15 protein-coding genes are annotated in these 16,692 nt (G+C 32.5%); 11 read left to right on the top strand and 4 right to left on the bottom strand.

Features of this window, described 5'->3' with window-relative positions; genetic code table 11:
* The first annotated feature begins 237 nt into the window (after positions 1 to 237).
* The 7 genes from GUI12_00210 to secA all read left to right on the top strand — a co-directional run bounded on the left by GUI12_00210 (position 238) and on the right by secA (position 8,471).
* Positions 238 to 1,083: a F0F1 ATP synthase subunit gamma gene (locus tag GUI12_00210; protein UAT42590.1), complete on the top strand. Its 846-nt coding sequence runs from the start codon at positions 238 to 240 to the stop codon at positions 1,081 to 1,083.
* The gene (locus GUI12_00205; GenBank protein ID UAT42589.1) at positions 1,073 to 1,606 is read left to right on the top strand and encodes a hypothetical protein; all 534 of its coding nucleotides are present in this window, start codon (positions 1,073 to 1,075) and stop codon (positions 1,604 to 1,606) included. The genes GUI12_00210 and GUI12_00205 overlap by 11 nt, the downstream gene beginning before the upstream one ends.
* Before the next feature lie 92 nt (positions 1,607 to 1,698).
* On the top strand, positions 1,699 to 3,036 hold the full coding sequence (locus GUI12_00200; GenBank protein ID UAT42588.1) for a TldD/PmbA family protein: 1,338 nt from the start codon (positions 1,699 to 1,701) through the stop codon (positions 3,034 to 3,036).
* A gap of 23 nt (positions 3,037 to 3,059) precedes the next feature.
* A complete protein-coding gene (locus tag GUI12_00195; protein UAT42587.1) occupies positions 3,060 to 3,638 on the top strand; it encodes an NADH-quinone oxidoreductase subunit J in 579 nt (192 codons plus the stop codon).
* Entirely contained in the window at positions 3,635 to 3,937 is a 303-nt protein-coding gene (gene nuoK, locus GUI12_00190; GenBank protein ID UAT42586.1) for an NADH-quinone oxidoreductase subunit NuoK, read from the top strand. Before GUI12_00195 ends, nuoK begins: the two co-directional genes overlap by 4 nt.
* Positions 3,938 to 3,988: 51 nt before the next feature.
* A complete protein-coding gene (gene nuoL / locus GUI12_00185) occupies positions 3,989 to 5,803 on the top strand; it encodes an NADH-quinone oxidoreductase subunit L (GenBank protein UAT42585.1) in 1,815 nt (604 codons plus the stop codon).
* Positions 5,804 to 5,921: 118 nt separating this feature from the next.
* Positions 5,922 to 8,471 (top strand): preprotein translocase subunit SecA, encoded by a 2,550-nt coding sequence (gene secA / locus GUI12_00180; protein UAT42584.1) that lies wholly within the window; start codon positions 5,922 to 5,924, stop codon positions 8,469 to 8,471.
* Positions 8,472 to 8,487: 16 nt separating this feature from the next.
* Here secA and GUI12_00175 read toward each other — a convergent pair whose 3' ends face one another.
* From GUI12_00175 to GUI12_00165, 3 genes are all read right to left on the bottom strand, one after another.
* Entirely contained in the window at positions 8,488 to 9,084 is a 597-nt protein-coding gene (locus GUI12_00175) for a riboflavin synthase (GenBank protein ID UAT42583.1), read from the bottom strand.
* Between the two features lie 82 nt (positions 9,085 to 9,166).
* Positions 9,167 to 9,949, bottom strand: coding sequence for a hypothetical protein (locus GUI12_00170; protein ID UAT42582.1), 783 nt, complete (start codon positions 9,947 to 9,949; stop codon positions 9,167 to 9,169).
* 31 nt (positions 9,950 to 9,980) lie between these two features.
* The gene (locus tag GUI12_00165) at positions 9,981 to 11,078 is read right to left on the bottom strand and encodes an efflux RND transporter periplasmic adaptor subunit (GenBank protein ID UAT42581.1); all 1,098 of its coding nucleotides are present in this window, start codon (positions 11,076 to 11,078) and stop codon (positions 9,981 to 9,983) included.
* A 179-nt stretch (positions 11,079 to 11,257) separates the two neighbouring features.
* Here GUI12_00165 and GUI12_00160 point away from each other — a divergent pair, with 179 nt between their 5' ends.
* The 4 genes from GUI12_00160 to GUI12_00145 all read left to right on the top strand — a co-directional run bounded on the left by GUI12_00160 (position 11,258) and on the right by GUI12_00145 (position 13,427).
* Positions 11,258 to 11,752 (top strand): phosphatidylglycerophosphatase A, encoded by a 495-nt coding sequence (locus tag GUI12_00160; GenBank protein UAT42580.1) that lies wholly within the window; start codon positions 11,258 to 11,260, stop codon positions 11,750 to 11,752.
* A gap of 67 nt (positions 11,753 to 11,819) precedes the next feature.
* Entirely contained in the window at positions 11,820 to 12,563 is a 744-nt protein-coding gene (gene surE / locus GUI12_00155; protein ID UAT42579.1) for a 5'/3'-nucleotidase SurE, read from the top strand.
* 43 nt (positions 12,564 to 12,606) lie between these two features.
* Positions 12,607 to 12,879: a hypothetical protein gene (locus GUI12_00150; protein UAT42578.1), complete on the top strand. Its 273-nt coding sequence runs from the start codon at positions 12,607 to 12,609 to the stop codon at positions 12,877 to 12,879.
* A 104-nt stretch (positions 12,880 to 12,983) separates the two neighbouring features.
* The gene (locus tag GUI12_00145) at positions 12,984 to 13,427 is read left to right on the top strand and encodes a hypothetical protein (GenBank protein ID UAT42577.1); all 444 of its coding nucleotides are present in this window, start codon (positions 12,984 to 12,986) and stop codon (positions 13,425 to 13,427) included.
* 97 nt (positions 13,428 to 13,524) lie between these two features.
* Here the strand turns inward: GUI12_00145 and GUI12_00140 are convergent, their stop codons facing one another.
* Positions 13,525 to 16,680, bottom strand: coding sequence for an efflux RND transporter permease subunit (locus tag GUI12_00140; protein UAT42576.1), 3,156 nt, complete (start codon positions 16,678 to 16,680; stop codon positions 13,525 to 13,527).
* Between the last annotated feature and the right edge of the window lie 12 nt (positions 16,681 to 16,692).

Below are 16,692 nucleotides of genomic sequence, written 5' to 3'. Positions count from 1 at the left end.
TATTCTGCGCCAACAGAATAAACAGCTTTCAGAATAATTATGAGACGATTTTATTAACATATTATTAATTTAACACAACTATTTTCTTATTATGATACAGAAAGTATGTTTTAAATTTTGCTCATAAAAAAATTCGTGTGCTATTTTAACACGTAATTATTATTATTGAACATTATTTTTGCTCTATTTGTTAGTATATGATACACTCTCGTGAGGTTGCTGTTTTTTTCTATAATAATGTCTGATAAAGATTTAAAAAGTTTAAAAAGTAGATTAGATAGCGTTCATTCTACTAGAAAAATGACAAATGTCATGAAGATGATAGCGGCTTCTAAACTAAAAGTTGCAAAAAATAAACTATTGTGTGCGAGTGCTTTTTTATCGAACTTAGGGGATATAACTTCTGCTCTTGATCTTACTGAACATTTACCTAATTATATAGACAATAAATCTAGTGAAGTTTTATACATCGTTATATCTTCTAGTAGAGGTTTATGCGGAAACTACAATAGTTCTGTTTATCGTAATTTTATATCTGAATTGAAAAAAGAAGATGTAAAAAATAATGTCAGAATCATTTTTGTTGGAAAAAAAGCCCACGATTCTTTTTTGCGATCTGAATTTGCTAATAAGGCTGAAATTTTAGATGTCTTTGATGGCGAAATACCAAGTTATTATTTTTCTTCTAGAATTTTAGATACATCTCTAAAATATGGAAAACCCAGTTGTATAAAAGTAGTCTTTAGTAAATTTTTGTCTGGCACTTCTTTCGAATCTTCTGTAGATCTTTTATTCTCTTTACCATGTTCCACCGAAGATTGTAATTATCATTATGATAAGATAAATTTCCTCCCTAGTAGGGGGCATATTTCAGAGGTAATGTTCTTAGAGTTCATTAGGGCAAAATTATATTTTGATTTATCTTCTGGTTATGCTGTGGAAACAATAAGTCGTATGATTTCCATGGAAAATGCTACTAATAATGCCGATGAAGTATCTAAAGATCTGCAGATTAGATGTAATAAATTACGGCAAGAGAAAATAACTGGTGAAATTCTGGAGATAGTTGGCGGTGTTGGATAAAAAATCTTATTTTAGAAATAGCCTCATAAACAGTATAAGAAATTTTCTTTTTGAAATAAGTGGACAAGATGATTGTCTTTCACAAGATGTAGGAGTTTGTTTTTATAAAGTGCTGGAGCATTTTGTCAGTGGATATAATTACGATGTCTCTAAAATTTTTAATATGTATGAACGACCTGCAAATCTGAATGTATGGGAAATAGTGGATTTTGAAGAAATGCATTTTTTAAGCATCTGTGCACATCACTTAACGCCTATGTCTGGAATTTTAAGATTTAGCTATGTTCCGGATAAAAATATTGTAAGCATGGGAAGCATGAGAAGGCTGATAGAGTGCTATTCAAAGCGTTTGCAAAGTTGTGAGCAGTTATGCTTAGATATTTTTGAAAATTTTGATAATATGGTTAACCCAAGGGCTCTTTCTGTTAGTATCGATTGCTTACATTTTTGTACTTTATGCGATAGAGGCACAAAAACAAGTAGTAGCATCTCAAAAGGTTTCAATGAAAATACAAAGAATTGATTGGGGATATGTGTAAATAACTGTAAGAATTGTTTTTTTACGTGCTGTTTTTTGTTATAAATTAATTTAGTTTTAAGGTTTGTTTTGTCAACATGATTAATGGATTTGATTACATAAAGGATTTGATTTTAAAGAAAAAAAAATCAGACGTTTTTATAGAAGCTAGGGTAGCAGAATCTTCATCTATTGCGGTTGGGGTGCGTGACCAAGTAGCAGAAGAAATTGATAAATCCGTTGAGCATTTAATACAATTTAGAGTATTTGGCAAAAATAAGACATTTACATCTACTTGTTCAGAAATTTCTAATGCAGAAAGTGTTTTGGATAAAACAATAGGCACATTAGATCTTTTACCAGAGGATCCTTTAATTCAGATACCTGAGAAATCAAGTGATTTTTCTAGTGTTGATATATCTTCTTTAAAGACACAAGATGACTTCATACCTGATAGTGTTTGGTTGATGGATAAAGTAATGGAGGCTGAAAAGGAAGCTCTAAATTACCCAGGAGTTTTTAGTACTTCCGATTTTAATTTCAGCCATTCAAAAATTAAAACATTGCATTTTGATTCAAACGGTGTTGATTTCTCCATGAAGCGTACATTGTTTAATTTTTCTGCTGCTGTAAAAGCGGGGACAGAAGATAGTGCTCAAGAAGATTATGATTATTTCAGTGCAGTTAACCATTCTCAGCTTCCAGATTTAAAAAATTTTTCAAAAGATTTAGCAGCTAGAGCTGTTGATAGTTTGAATCCAAAAACAATGAGTTCTGAAAGTTGTACAGCAATTTTTTCGCATAGAATTGCAAAGAGTTTTTTATCTAAGATTATAGGCATTATATCAAGTGATGCTGTAGTTGAAAATAAAAGCTTTATAAATCAAGGAGATATTGGAAAGAAAATATTCAGCGATAAAATTACTTTGCTGGATAGACCTTCTAAAATAGGAGGCTTAGGGTCTAGTTTTTTTGATGTGGAGATGAATCGTACCTCAGATAAAGAGATTATTAATAGAGGTGTGCTTAATATACTACCGTCTGATAATTACTTTGGTAGAAAAACTAACAGCAAAAGTACTGGTAATGCCAGATATATGGCTGCTAATGGTGCCGTCAATATAGGATTGTTTAACCCTGAGCTATTGGCAGGAGAGATGACTTTTGATCAGATGGTTTCTTCTGTTGATAGAGGAGTATATATAACTCAGTTGTTGGGTTTTGGTTTTAATCCTGTCACCGGAGACTTAAGTCAGGGTGCAAGAGGCTTTATGATAGAAAATGGTAATATCACTCATCCTGTTAGCGGTTTTACCATTGCAGGTAATTTTAAAACTATGTTCAATAATGTCGAATTATCAGATTATAAAAGCCAAGGCTCTGAGGCTAGTGCGCCGCATTTGATGTTTGATTCTATGGTTGTTGGTGGCTTGTAATTTATCAAGAGAGAAGTTTTTAAATGGGTTTATTTTTTTATCTTTTTAGTTTTTTTGTAATCTTGAGTGCTGTAGGGGTTGTCTTTCTGAAGAATTCTGTGCATTCTGTGATGTGTTTGATTTTGTCATTTATAAATACTGCAGGCCTTTTTATCTTGATGGGAGCAGACTTTCTTGCATTTCTTTTGATAATAGTATACGTTGGCGCTGTCATAGTTATGTTTCTGTTTGTTGTTATGATGGCCGATTTTAAAGTATCCAGTGCACTTAGTGGTATTGGTTTTTTTGAAGGAGGTTTGATATTTGCGATAATAACAGCTTTCACTTTATGTGTCCTTTTTGCATTTAATATTTATAGCCTTAGTGATCAGGTTATCTATACTTCTGTATCTGTGAGAGACTTGGCAGCTGTTTTATATACAGAACATTATCTCGTGTTAGAGATTGCTGGTTTTATACTACTGATAGCTATGGTTGGTGCTATAGCCCTTGTTCTAGAAAAGACAGATAATGTAAAAAGACAAAAATTATTCAATCAGTTAAAAAAACCTAATAGAGCTAAAATGGTTAGTGTTAAGTCAAAAAAGGGAGTTAGCATATGATAGCTTATGATTTTTTTGTAATTTCTATAATTTTGTTTGCTATTGGCTTGTTTGGTCTGCTGCTGAATAGAAAAAATGTCATCAGAGTTCTTTTGGCAATAGAGCTTATATTGCTTTCTATCAATATCAATTTTGTTACTGCTTCATCCATGAACAACGATGTTATGGGCTGGGTTTTTTCAGTTGTTGTATTAACCTTAGGAGCAGCAGAATTAGCTATAGGTTTGGCGATATTAATAGTTTATTTCCGTACTTTTGGAAATATTGATGGGGTTAATATGAATAAGTTAAAAGGTTGATCTATGTTGGAAAAGGCAATTTTTTTTGCACCCTTATTGAGTTGCTTTTGGATGTATCTTTCGAGAGTTTTATCTCGTGATGAATCTGAAAATAAGCTCTTTATTAATGAATATTGTTGTTCTGCTATAATTGCATTTTCTGCCCTTGCATCTTGTTATTTACTTTTCCATCATACAGAACCCTATGTTATTATTCTTGCAAAGTGGTTCTCGGTTGGTCTTTTGGATGTTAACTGGTCTATTTACATTGATAATGTAACTCTTTTAATGTTTGTAGTTATTAATTCTGTTGCTGCTTTCATTCATTTTTATTCTGTTGGGTACATGGCAAAAGATGAAGGGATAAAAATCTTCTTTATTTATCTTAGTTTATTTGTATTTTTTATGCTTGTACTTGTCAGTGCAGGTGATTTATTACAACTTTTTTGTGGTTGGGAAGGCGTTGGTTTTGCTTCCTATTTGTTAATCGGTTTTTGGTATAAAAAAGAATCCGCATGCAGAGCATCTGTTAAAGCATTTATAGTCAACAGGGTAGGTGATCTATTCTTATTGATCGGAATAATAATAGTTTTTGCTGTTTTCCGTAGTGTGGATTTTGTTGATATATTTGGCAATATTAAAGCTGTTGATAATGTTTTTCAGTATCACTATGGAATATTAGAGATAGCAGGATTCTTTTTATTTATTGGCTGTATGGGGAAATCCGCACAAATTGGACTACATGTATGGTTACCAGATGCAATGGAAGGTCCAACACCAGTTTCTGGATTGATACACTCAGCCACGATGGTGACAGCGGGAGTATTTCTTGTGATAAGAATGTCTCCTTTCTTTGATCTTTTGCCAAATGTGAAGATGTTTATTCTTTTTGTTGGCTCTATTACCGCTTTGTTTGCTAGTACTATAGCTATAGCTCAAGATGATATAAAAAGAGTTATAGCCTATTCTACTTGCAGCCAACTTGGATATATGTTTGTAGCTTTAGGTTTATCTGCATATAATGCTGCTTTATTTCACCTTTTCACTCATGCATTCTTTAAATCATTGCTGTTCATGTGCGCGGGGAATGTGATTACATCACTTCACCATGAACAAGATATGAGAAAAATGGGTAATGTAGGAAAAGTTATGAAACTTACTTATGCTGTACAAATAGTTGGATCGCTTTCTTTAGCTGGGATCTTTCCCTTTTCGGGATTCTTCTCAAAGGATCTAATTATCGAATATTCTTTCTTATATCCTGTTGTTTTCTTTGTTGTTTTATTTGCAGCATTTTTAACAGCATTGTACTCTTGGCGTTTGATACTTATGATTTTCACTCAAAACCCTGTGAGTGATGCAAGTAAAAATGTTACTGTGATTCCAAAAGTGATGAATATTGTAATATTTCTTCTTTCTTTTCTCGCTATAGCAGCGGGATTCATAGGAAAGTATTGGATTGGTATAACAGAACAGGAGTTTTGGATTAATTTGGTAGGAATAAAAGAAGCTCCTCACTTACATGCTTGGATGGTACTACCTCTTTTAGTTTCGTTGTTAGGTATTTCTGTTGCATATTTGTTCCGTAATATGTTCTTAAGACAAGATAATATAGTAAGTGTGATTTTAAAGAATAAATATTATTTTGATGAAGTATACAACTTTATATTTGTTTGTGGTTATGAACTATTATCTTTGCTTAGTCGTTATTTTGATGTAAAAGTGATCGATGATGCAGTAAATAGTGTGGGATGTATTGTCAATAAGGTTTCTTCGACAGTTTCTGTTCATGTAAACAGAGGTTCCTTGCATAGATATATTATTTATATGATATTAGGAGCTATTATCAGCATAGTTGGTATCTTCTATTTCTTATCTTTTGCTTAAAGTGTGTTAGTGATATCTTGTATATTTGCATTTTGTTGCTGCATTTTTCTTCTATTTGATTGTTATAATTTTTATAGCTGGTAAAATTATATTTACATTGGAATGAGCATTGTTGTTTATGTTTTTGCCTTTTTTTAAAAACCTCCTTTCTGGGACAAATGATAAAAAAATTCTTAAGAGATTCTCTGGGATATTGAGTAAAGTCAACGAGTTGGAAGCTACTTTGTTGGATAAAGATATCGAAGAATTTGCTAAAAATACAGATAAATTAAAAGATCAGTTAGCTAATGGTGAGAATCTTGATGGTTTATTACCAGAAGCTTTTGCCGCTGTCAGGGAAGTATCAAAACGTTTGTTGAATATGAGACATTATGATTGTCAAATACTTGGTGGTATTGCATTACATAAAGGTTTTATATCAGAGATGAAAACCGGTGAAGGAAAGACACTAGTTGCTGTATTGGCTGCTTATCTCAACGCATTAACTGGCAAGGGTGTTCACATAGTTACTGTTAACGATTATCTGGCTAAACGAGATGCAGAGTGGATGGGGCAAATCTTTAGTGCTTTGGGTTTAACAGTTGGATGTATTACGAACGATATCAAACCTGAAGAAAGAAAAAAGAACTATGCTTGCGATATAGTTTACGCTACTAACAATGAATTGGGCTTTGACTATTTAAAAGATAATATGGTCAATTCTAATAAGGGAAGAGTACAACGTGGTCATTTTTATGCGATCATTGATGAAGTTGATTCTATTTTAATAGATGAGGCTCGAACTCCTTTGATAATTTCCGGACCATCTGAGAAAAATGTTACAGTCTACAATAGAGTAGATAAAATAGTGAAATATATATCGAAAGATAATTTTATATTAAATGAGAAAAATCGCACTGTTAGCCTTACAGAAGAAGGAATGGATGTGGTAGAAGATGTTTTGAGAAGTCATGGGTTGCTGAAAAAAGAAGATTCTCTATATGATTTTGATAATCTTGGATTAATACATCATGTCGATCAAGCTCTTAAGGCACATCATTTATTTGCTAGAAATAAAGATTATATAATTGCAGATGATCAAGTTGTCATTATTGATGAATTCACTGGTCGTATGATGAAAGGAAGGAGGTTTGCAGAAGGTTTGCATCAAGCACTTGAGGCAAAAGAAGGAGTCACAGTACAAAGGGAAAATCAAACATTGGCGTCCATTACTTTCCAGAATTACTTCAGAATGTATGGAAAATTAGCAGGAATGACAGGAACTGCTAAAACTGAAGAAAAAGAGTTCAATAATATATACGGCTTGAGAGTTTTATTGATTCCGACAAATTTACCCATACAAAGAACCGATATGGATGATGAAATATATTGCACTTCCGAAGAAAAATTTGATGCAGTTATTAACCTGGTTGAAGAATGTCACAATAATAGAAAGCAACCTGTTCTAGTGGGAGTTACTAGTATTAAGCAATCTGAGAGATTATCTAAAATGATGAAGAAGCATCATCTTCCTCACAATGTATTAAATGCAAAAAATCACGCACAGGAAGCGGCTATTATTGCAAAAGCAGGAGAGCTTGGTTCTATAACTATAGCTACCAATATGGCTGGAAGAGGTACGGATATTAAGCTGGGTGGTGTGATGAAGGAGATTTCTGAAAAGGATTATTTGAAGAAAAAGAATGCGGTTATTAAATCGGGGGGTCTTTATATCATTGGAACAGAGCGCCATGAAAGCCGTAGAATTGATAATCAGTTACGTGGGAGATCAGGAAGACAGGGAGATCCCGGTAAATCAAAATTCTTTTTATCCTTGGAAGATGATTTGTTAAGGATATTTGGTTCTGAAAAGATTAAATTTATGCTTTCCAAATTGGGTTTAAATAAAGGCGATGTAATAATGCATCCAATGATTACTAAATCTATTGAAAGAGCTCAGAAGAAAGTTGAAGGACATAATTATGATATCCGGAAGAATTTATTGAATTATGATGACGTAATTAATAGTCAGCGACAAGTTATATTTAGTCAGCGTAATAAAATACTAGATATGACTGAGTATGATCTTTCGCCTATGGTACAAGAGATAAATCAGAGCTTAATAAATAGGGCTTTTAATAATGAAAACATAGAGTATGATGATAATGTTGCAGCTACTGGTACACAAAGATTAGTTGTTAAGTCTTTAATTAGAGCTATTCATGCTGTTTATTCGAATAATCTGGATATGGAAGATGAGAAGAATCTAATTCCAGAACGAACATTAGGTATCCTAAATGATAAATCTCAAAAGTTTGTCTATGAAAAAATTGAGACCATTGCACCTGAGGATAGGCTTGGTGTAATAAGGCAGATATTTTTACTATCGCTTGATGAACTATGGCGTAATCATATAAGCTATACCGACAACGTTAGGATGGGAATTGGTATGCGTTCTGTGGGGCAGCAAAACCCTTTGGTGGAGTTTAAAAAAGAAACTTTTATTGCTTTGGAGAAACTGTTTTTTGATTGGAAAGAGATGGTTATTATGAGAGTTGTGCGTGTACAAAATATCTTGGATAGTGCTGAAAAATTTAAAATGAGCTTCCAAATTAAGCATAAGTCAAAAACAGAGGAAGTAGCTAATTCTGGTGTTAAGATGTTAGATAAAAAGAAAGGGAAAGTTTGACAATCTTTTTTGTGTATTATTCTTGGTTCTGGGCGTTTAGTACGTACCTTGCAATTATATCAACTTCTACATTCATTGTATTACCTAATTTTTTGTATTGAAAAGTCGTGTTATGCCATGTATGGCTTATTATATTAACAGAGAACAAACCGTCCTCTGTGATATCATTGATGGTTAGGGAAATCCCATCCAGAGCAATGGATCCTTTAGGAGCTATAAATTTTCTTAGATTTTTATCTATGCTACAATCCACTTTATGTGATTGTTTAATTCTTTCTATACTTTCTATTTTGGCCAAGCCATCTACGTGACCTGTTACAATGTGACCATCCAAGGGGTCGCCTATTCTTACAGAGCTTTCTAAGTTTACAAAATTTCCCTTTTGTATGTTTTGAAAACTTGTTCTATTCATAGTTTCTTTGGAAAGTTCAAAATATAAACAACTATCTTTAATTTGTGTCACTGTTAAGCATATTCCGTTCACAGCAATTGAAGCGCCAATTTTTGTTTTTTTTGCTAGATTATTATTTTTTATTGCTAATAGTACATCTTCATTTTCTTTTTGACGCACAAAATCTATGGTGCTTATATTATTTATTATGCCTGTAAACACTATTTTTAAAAAAATGTATAGTACCAGATGCTAACATGATTGAGTATCACATGTCTATTGATAGGGTAAGAAGAATCTTGAATTAACAAACAGGACATTTTTTATCTGGAAATACAGAGCATATATTATCTTCTAAGGAGCGTATAGGTTTAAATAATGTAATGGATGATTCTTTAGATAAACCTCCATCATTCCTCTTATCAGATGAGGTGGAGATCAAAACGTAGTATTTTGTTTTACCATCTATAATTTCTTTAGCGCAGGCTCTTCTGTTTGTATCTGATAGATTTTTTTGTGTCGTTATACCCAATTCTAGCATTCTTTTGGCAGACATATTAATAATCAAACTCTTATTACATACTGTGAATACTTTTCCCTGATTTATCGCTGGAAGAGTATAATCAATTGGTGTTTTATATACTGGGCTAAATAATCTTTCTTTGTTTTCACATAAGTTGCTAGACCATAATTGTCCTCTCTCATTGAGCTGTACATATCTACCAACATAATACATCCCCACTAGAGTAGGCTTATTATTTTTTCTAGGTGAAATTGAACCACAGAACGTTTGCTTAAACATCTGATTTTTGTTCCATACTCTAGCTAATTTGTTGATACATCTTTCTTTGCTTTGACAATCAAATTCATTATCTTGCATGACTTTAAAGAGATATTCTCCAACGTTTTCTTTATATTTATCGCTTAGTATTAGCTCGGAAATTTCACTAGCTTTCACTTTATATTTTATGTTATCCAGCGGTTGACACAAATCCAAAATATCACGGTTAAAATCTGCTATTTTGACTTTAGCGATGATTTTATCTTGTGGCTTAGCTGCAACGAATTCTGCAGGATATATAAACAAAAACAAAAAACACAAGAATAAATGCTGCGACCTAACTCGATTCTGATATATTTTCACCATCTTTAACGTAATAAGCCCCTGAAACAATGAGATCTAGCGCCTTTGGTAGATTATCACTCCCCTCACGTAGTATATCATCTTCAGTGTACTTAATCCAGTAACCTGCGCCTTCCTGTGATATTAATTCTATTTTTCTGAACTTTACTTTTTCTGCCTCTACGTCTATGTATTTCATACCTATTACGCCTTTTGTATCCAGAATTAATGCACTTGCTGGAAGATAAAATGCCAAGTCTCTATCATAGATTATAGAAGCTGTTGCGCTCATTCCAGTGGGGATAATATCTCCTCTATTATCTATTTGTATTTCTACTAGATAGCATCTAGTATCATCAGTAGATTTCTTGCTTATAAAATCTACAACACCATCATATTTATCAAATCTTGTTACGACTACTTCTGCTTTCTGTCCTTTTTTTATTTTGAAGATATGCCTTTCTGGTACGTAGACATTCAATATGTAGGAATCGGTATCTATTATAGTGGTTATCTCGTCTCCTATATTAACATAGTCTCCTTTATAAAAATTGAGCTTTTCCAAGAACCCTGTAATAGGGGATCTTATTTTGATATCTTCGTATTCTATTGAGGCAAATTTAAATTGTTGTTCGGCGATTCTTAATTCACTTTCGCTTTTATACACATCCATTGTAGATGAAAATTTTTCCTTACGGAGGTTAGATTCAATATCTTTTGATTTCAATTTCTCTTTTAAGCTGCTTTTTGCACTGTTTAATTTTTCTTCTTTATCTAGCGATTCTATTAGCATTATCGTATCGCCTTCTTCAACTATTTCTCCCTCTTGGGATGTGATTTCTTCAATCAGGCCATTTACCTTAGATTTTATTATGATTTTATTTTTTACATCTGTTGTGCCGCTTAGATCAAAGCTTATATCCTTTATTTCAGATTCTATCTTTTTGAGTTTTATGTTGAGCCTTGTTTCTATTGCTTTTTTATCTACATTATTTAACTCAACATCTTTCGTTTGATTAGAGGAATGTTTTTTTTCGCTAACCATCAGTACTACTATGAGAATTATTGTTGTCACCGCAAGCCCAACTTCCATAACAATACGTAGCAAGCTCTTATTACTAAATCTCCACATATAAATCTACTAGTAAAACAACATTTTATAGTATTTTGATATAATCTAACAGTATTTTATCGATTATCATTATTCCGCCAAGGTTTCTATAATGTATCTTTTATATTATCTTTAATATTCTTACATATTATGGTTTCGTAATGCTTAATATCTTGTTTGTTACATTTTTTTTTACGGGTAAGTTTAGATATTGTCCTGGTACTATAGGATCATTGGCATCTTTTGTATTATTGCCATTTTTTTTTGTACAGCCAATAGTTTTTTACTCGATGTTATTTTTTATTGCAATTTTAGGTACTATAGGATCAGATTTATATAGTAAAGATACTGCCAAGAAAGATCCGAAGGAAGTGGTCATAGATGAAGTCTTAGGACAGATGATAACCTTTGTAATGATTTTTCATGCTAACAATTTTTTTGGGATTTATAATCTTTTTTATACAATTTTTACCTCTTTTATTTTGTTTAGATTATTTGATATCACAAAACCTTTTCCTATTAGCATTATTGATAAAAAAGTTAAGGGGGGAGTAGGGATTATGTTAGATGATGTTTTTGCTGCTGTTATTGCTGGCATTTTATATTTTTTATTTGTTTTTTTCTATTTAAAGGTTAATTTTAAGTATATTACATAGTATTTTTTCCCTTTTATATTTTATTTTGTTAAAATGAGTTTATTCATATTATTGATATGCTTTTACCGTGAAGATCTTATTAACAAATGATGATGGAGTGCACTCTGATGGGTTTAAAATTTTATCAGACCTTTGTGTAGGTTTAGGTTATGATAAAATACAAATTATGGCTCCTAAAAGAGATAAAAGTGGTGTAAGTCAATCTATAACCTTGAATACTAACTTGAATTTTGAGAAATTAGGGAAAAATGTATTTTGCCTTGATGGCACCCCAGTAGATTGTGTTATAGTTGCAATGAGCGGCCTTATAGAGGCATTTGATATCCCAGATATTGTGATTTCTGGTATAAACATTGGAATGAATGCAGGGGTTGATACTCTATATTCAGGAACTGTTGGCGCTGCTGTGCAATCTAACCTGTCCGGTGTTGGTTCTTTTGCTATTAGTCAGTTTTATAAAAATAAATCAGATTTTTTCTTTAACACACAAAATGAAATTTTTATCAAACTTTTTGCCAATTTGATGAAGTATGTTGCTTCGATAAAGGACAAATATGTTATTAATGTTAACTTACCTTGTATCCCCATTAGAGGAGTGAAATTAGTTGGATGTACTGATTATATCCGTAATGGAAATATTGTGGAAAAATGCAATGATGATTCTTTTATTATCAAGATGGGAAAACGTATCAATGTACCTCAATTACTCGAGGAGGGGAATATAATGATTAATCTTGTTTCATGTAATAGAGAAATACATTATCAGCCGTCAGTTTTCTCAGAACTTAAAGAGATTGTTGCAAATATTTAGGGAGATATTCTATAATAAAGCGATATTTTTAAATCATATCAATATGAATATTAATTTAGAAAAAAATATTGCTGACGTGTTTAAAAAATTTGAGAGCAAAGCAAGAAGCGATAATGAAAGCGTTGAATTTTGGTTTGCAAGAGATTTGCAAAAGCTCTTGGAATATGAAAATTGGGATAATTTTTTAAATGTTATAAAAAAAGGAATGAGTAGCTGCAAATTAAGTGGGCAGAATGTAGTAGATCATTTTATGGTGATTAGTACAAATATAGCAAGATGTAAGGACTATAAACTTACTCGATATGCTTTTATCTAATAGCTCAAAATGGAGATTCAAGAAAAGAATCAGTTGCCGTTGCGCAAACTTATTTTGCTATCCAAGCGAGGAGACAAGAACTACAAGATAAAGCATTTTGTGATTTGTCTGAAGATGAAAAAAGGTTAATGGAAAGAAAGCAAATCAAGGAAAATAATAAATCTTTATCAAGGGAAGCTGGTAAATTTGGAGTTAAAAGCAAGCTGGATCACGGAAAATTCAATAATCAAGGCTACAAAGGTTTGTATGATGGTGAGATTAATCTAGATATAGCAAAAAGAAAGGGCGTAAAAAAAGAAAAAATTCTGGATTATATGAATTCTGAAGAATTATCTATTAATAATTTTAGAGTAAGTCAGACAGATGCTCAACTAAGAGAAGATAGAAAAAAAGGTCTATATGGTAAAGAATATGCCAATAAAGTTCATTATAAAAAGGGAGAGATGATACGTGAAATGGTGGTGACAAAGCCTGAAAAATTACCTACACCGAGAAAAAGTGTGAAAACAATAGAGAAAGAACAAAAGTATAAGAAGGTGACACAGTAAACTAAACAGCTCTGTACTAGGTGTTTTAAAACACTAAAATTATCTCTTGAATCAGCTTCACAGATTGCAATAGTGTAATATCACCTCGCTTATTACACTATTGTGGTGATGAGAAATCATCCTTTTGTTCACTAGAGTACTGTTCTTTATTTAATTTTTTAAATAGTGGTATCGATACTTTCAGCAAAGATGGAGTAAAGAACAAAGTTAATACCGTTGCAAATGTCATACCGCCAGCTATTGTTGTGGATAACTGTACCCACCATTGTCCAGAAGGTGCTCCTATATTTACTTCCATGCCTATGAAATCTATGTTTATGCCAAATACCATTGGTAGAAGACCAAGAATAGTTGTTCCAGCTGTTAGTAATATTGGTTTAACACGTGATATACAAGCTTTAAGTATTGCGTCTTCTGGATCTATTCCTGCTGCTATTCTTACCACATAATTATCGATTAATATTATGTTATTGTTTACTACTATTCCCGCAAGCGCTATCAAGCCAACTCCAGACATTACAACACTAAATGGTTCTTGTATTAGAATAAGAGCTACTAGTGCTCCAGATGTTGCTAGAACAATACCAGTTATTATTATCATCATATAGAAATAACTATTAAACTGATACAATAAGACTAATATCACAAGTGTTACTGCCAATGTAAATGCCAGAGATAAAAAATTCCCTGATTCTTTTTGATCTTCTATTTCTCCTTTAAAATCTACTTGTACTCCATCTTTTAAATTTGCTTCTTCTTGCAACCACTGTTTCATTTCTTTTACTACCGAAGCAGTTAAAGCTCCTTCTCCTAGGTTTGCTGTTAGAAGTACTATACGTTGTCCATTAAGACGATTTATTTGCTTAGTCTTAAAGTTTGGAGTGACGTTTATTACACTACTTAAGGGAAAGCTTCCTGTAGAAGTTCTTATCATTGTTTCCCCTAGAGTAGTTATATTTCTGTACTCTGGTGGATATCTTAAGACAACATCTATTTCTTCAGTAGAGCTTATAGGCCTATACTCTGTTAATCTTATTCCTTTTGTTATTAGTGACATATATCTTCCAATATCTGAAGTAGTGGATGAAAATAAAGCAGCTTGGGTTCTATCCACTGCTACTTCCCATTCTATTTCTGGAGTGGAAAAACTATCTGAGATATTCAATAGATTAGGTATTTGAGATAGTCTCTTCTTCACTATGGGATATGCTTCAACAGTATCTTGCCAATTGTTAGACCATATTGCTATTTGTACAGGCTTCCCTTGTGAAGGGCCTTCGCTCTTTTCTTCAACATCTATCACTAACCCTGTGAAACTTTTTAGTCTTTCCCTTATTTCATCTAATACGACAGAAGCTTTACGTCTTTCTTTCCAGTCTTTGAATTCTAGACTAATCTTTGCAATTATATCATCCGTCATATTTGAAAAATCTACAAACATGCCAGAATTAGAATAAAACACATCGATGTCTGTATCCAATAAATCTGATAATTTTTCCTCTATTTCATGTGATATTGCAATTCTATCAGGTACGCTATAATTTCCTTGTCCTCTGATTGTTATTAGTGCCTTTTCAGGTTCTATATCTGGAAAGAATTGTAATCCTTTGCCCAATATATTGTATGCAACAATGGAAACAATAAGCAAACCTATTGTCATTGCTACGAAAGTTTTAGGTTTCGTTAACACTTTCTGTAGTAGTAAGTAATACTGATAAGTTATCTTGTTTACATTTTCTGCATCACCGTCTTCTATTGCTTGAGCAATTTGTGCTGCCTTTTCATTCTTGCCTGTGTTGCATATTAAACTACCTACTACAGGACAAAATATCATGGACATCAATATCGAAGCGGAAAGTGTAGACATTACAGTTATCGGCAAATATTTCATAAATTCACCGGCTATGCCCGGCCAGAATAACAATGGCATAAACACTACTACTGTTGTAAGAGTAGAAGATACTATAGGATAAAGCATTTCTAGAGCAGATTCTGTAAAAGCTTGCTTCGGGGAAGTGCCAGTCAGCATTTTGCGGTCTGCATATTCTGTAACTACTATTGCTGCATCTACCAACATCCCGACAGATAATATCAGGCTGAATAAAACAACAATATTTAATGTATAGCCCATATAATTAAGGAACATTATGCTTATAAGAAATGATCCAAATATTGCTATTGAAATAACAAAAGCTGAACGAGCATTGATACTAGAAGCGATAATTGCAAATACCAATAATACTGCTAATATTATGTTGTTCTGCAAGTCTTTTAGAATATCTTTAATGCTTTGAGAATCATCAAAGGTATAGAGTACTTGCAAACTTGGCGGTAATAGAGGTTTATATCGTTCAACTACTTTTTTTACATCTGCAACTGTTTGTATGATGTTTGTTCCTGTTCTTTTTGATACTTCTAATACTACAGTTTGGTCTCCATTTACTACTGCATGAGTTTCGGGATCTTCATATGTAGATCTAATTTCTGCTATATCTTTTAGTTTTATATAAGATTTCCCATCCGATAAAATAGCTAAATCCAATATTGTCTTAATGTCTTCTATTTTTCCTGCTAATCTTATGGAAACACCAGTATCAAATATTCTTCCTGCTGTAACAAGTCGGTTATTTTTATCTAGAGCGTTAACTATCATTGTAATATCGGGATTATAGTTGATCATGTCTTTGGGATCTATGAGGACTTCTATAATCTCATCTCTCTTTCCAGATTCTGCAATATCTAACACACTAGGTACAGTTCTAATTATATCTGTTAGATCCTCTGAGATTTTAAATAGCGCTCTTTCTTCTAATGGACCTTTTAGCACTATATTCAATACTGGCAATAGAGCCATATCTTTTTCTTCTACAATTGGTCTATCTGCTTCATCAGGTAGATTTTCAACAACAGAATCTATCTTCGCTCTTAGTTCTGCCAAAGCTACATCAATATCATATCCTGCTATGAACTCTATTAATACATACCCCATGTTATCAACGGCAAAGGATTTTATCTCTTTAATTCCTTTTACACCTCTTATTTCCTCTTCTATTGGTTTCACCAACAGGTTTTCACTATCTACAGGAGATATACCATCTAAAAAACAAGACACTAGAGCGAAAGGTATTTTTAGCTCAGGAGTTTTTTCTTTGGGCATTGCGATGTATAGATTGTATCCAGTGATTAAGATCACTATCAGTAATAGTACTGTAGCTTTATTCTTATCTATGCATGCTTTTATTATTTCCTTCATTTCTGCATTTCA

This window comes from Anaplasmataceae bacterium AB001_6, from assembly GCA_020002265.1.
Taxonomy (GTDB): Bacteria; Pseudomonadota; Alphaproteobacteria; order Rickettsiales; family Anaplasmataceae; genus AB001-6.
Note: the sequence above shows the minus strand (reverse complement) of the source record. Positions and strands in the feature narration are given on the sequence as shown.

Excerpts from the sequence above, each read along its gene's own strand:
- GUI12_00165 (UAT42581.1), bottom strand. The coding sequence starts at position 11,078 with ATGGAAGTTGGGCTTGCGGTGACAACAATAATTCTCATAGTAGTACTG.
- GUI12_00160 (UAT42580.1), top strand. The coding sequence starts at position 11,258 with ATGCTTAATATCTTGTTTGTTACATTTTTTTTTACGGGTAAGTTTAGA.
- GUI12_00140 (UAT42576.1), bottom strand. The coding sequence starts at position 16,680 with ATGAAGGAAATAATAAAAGCATGCATAGATAAGAATAAAGCTACAGTA.
- GUI12_00195 (UAT42587.1), top strand. The coding sequence starts at position 3,060 with ATGGGTTTATTTTTTTATCTTTTTAGTTTTTTTGTAATCTTGAGTGCT.
- GUI12_00200 (UAT42588.1), top strand. The coding sequence starts at position 1,699 with ATGATTAATGGATTTGATTACATAAAGGATTTGATTTTAAAGAAAAAA.
- nuoK (UAT42586.1), top strand. The coding sequence starts at position 3,635 with ATGATAGCTTATGATTTTTTTGTAATTTCTATAATTTTGTTTGCTATT.
- GUI12_00150 (UAT42578.1), top strand. The coding sequence starts at position 12,607 with ATGAATATTAATTTAGAAAAAAATATTGCTGACGTGTTTAAAAAATTT.
- nuoL (UAT42585.1), top strand. The coding sequence starts at position 3,989 with ATGTATCTTTCGAGAGTTTTATCTCGTGATGAATCTGAAAATAAGCTC.
- GUI12_00210 (UAT42590.1), top strand. The coding sequence starts at position 238 with ATGTCTGATAAAGATTTAAAAAGTTTAAAAAGTAGATTAGATAGCGTT.
- secA (UAT42584.1), top strand. The coding sequence starts at position 5,922 with ATGTTTTTGCCTTTTTTTAAAAACCTCCTTTCTGGGACAAATGATAAA.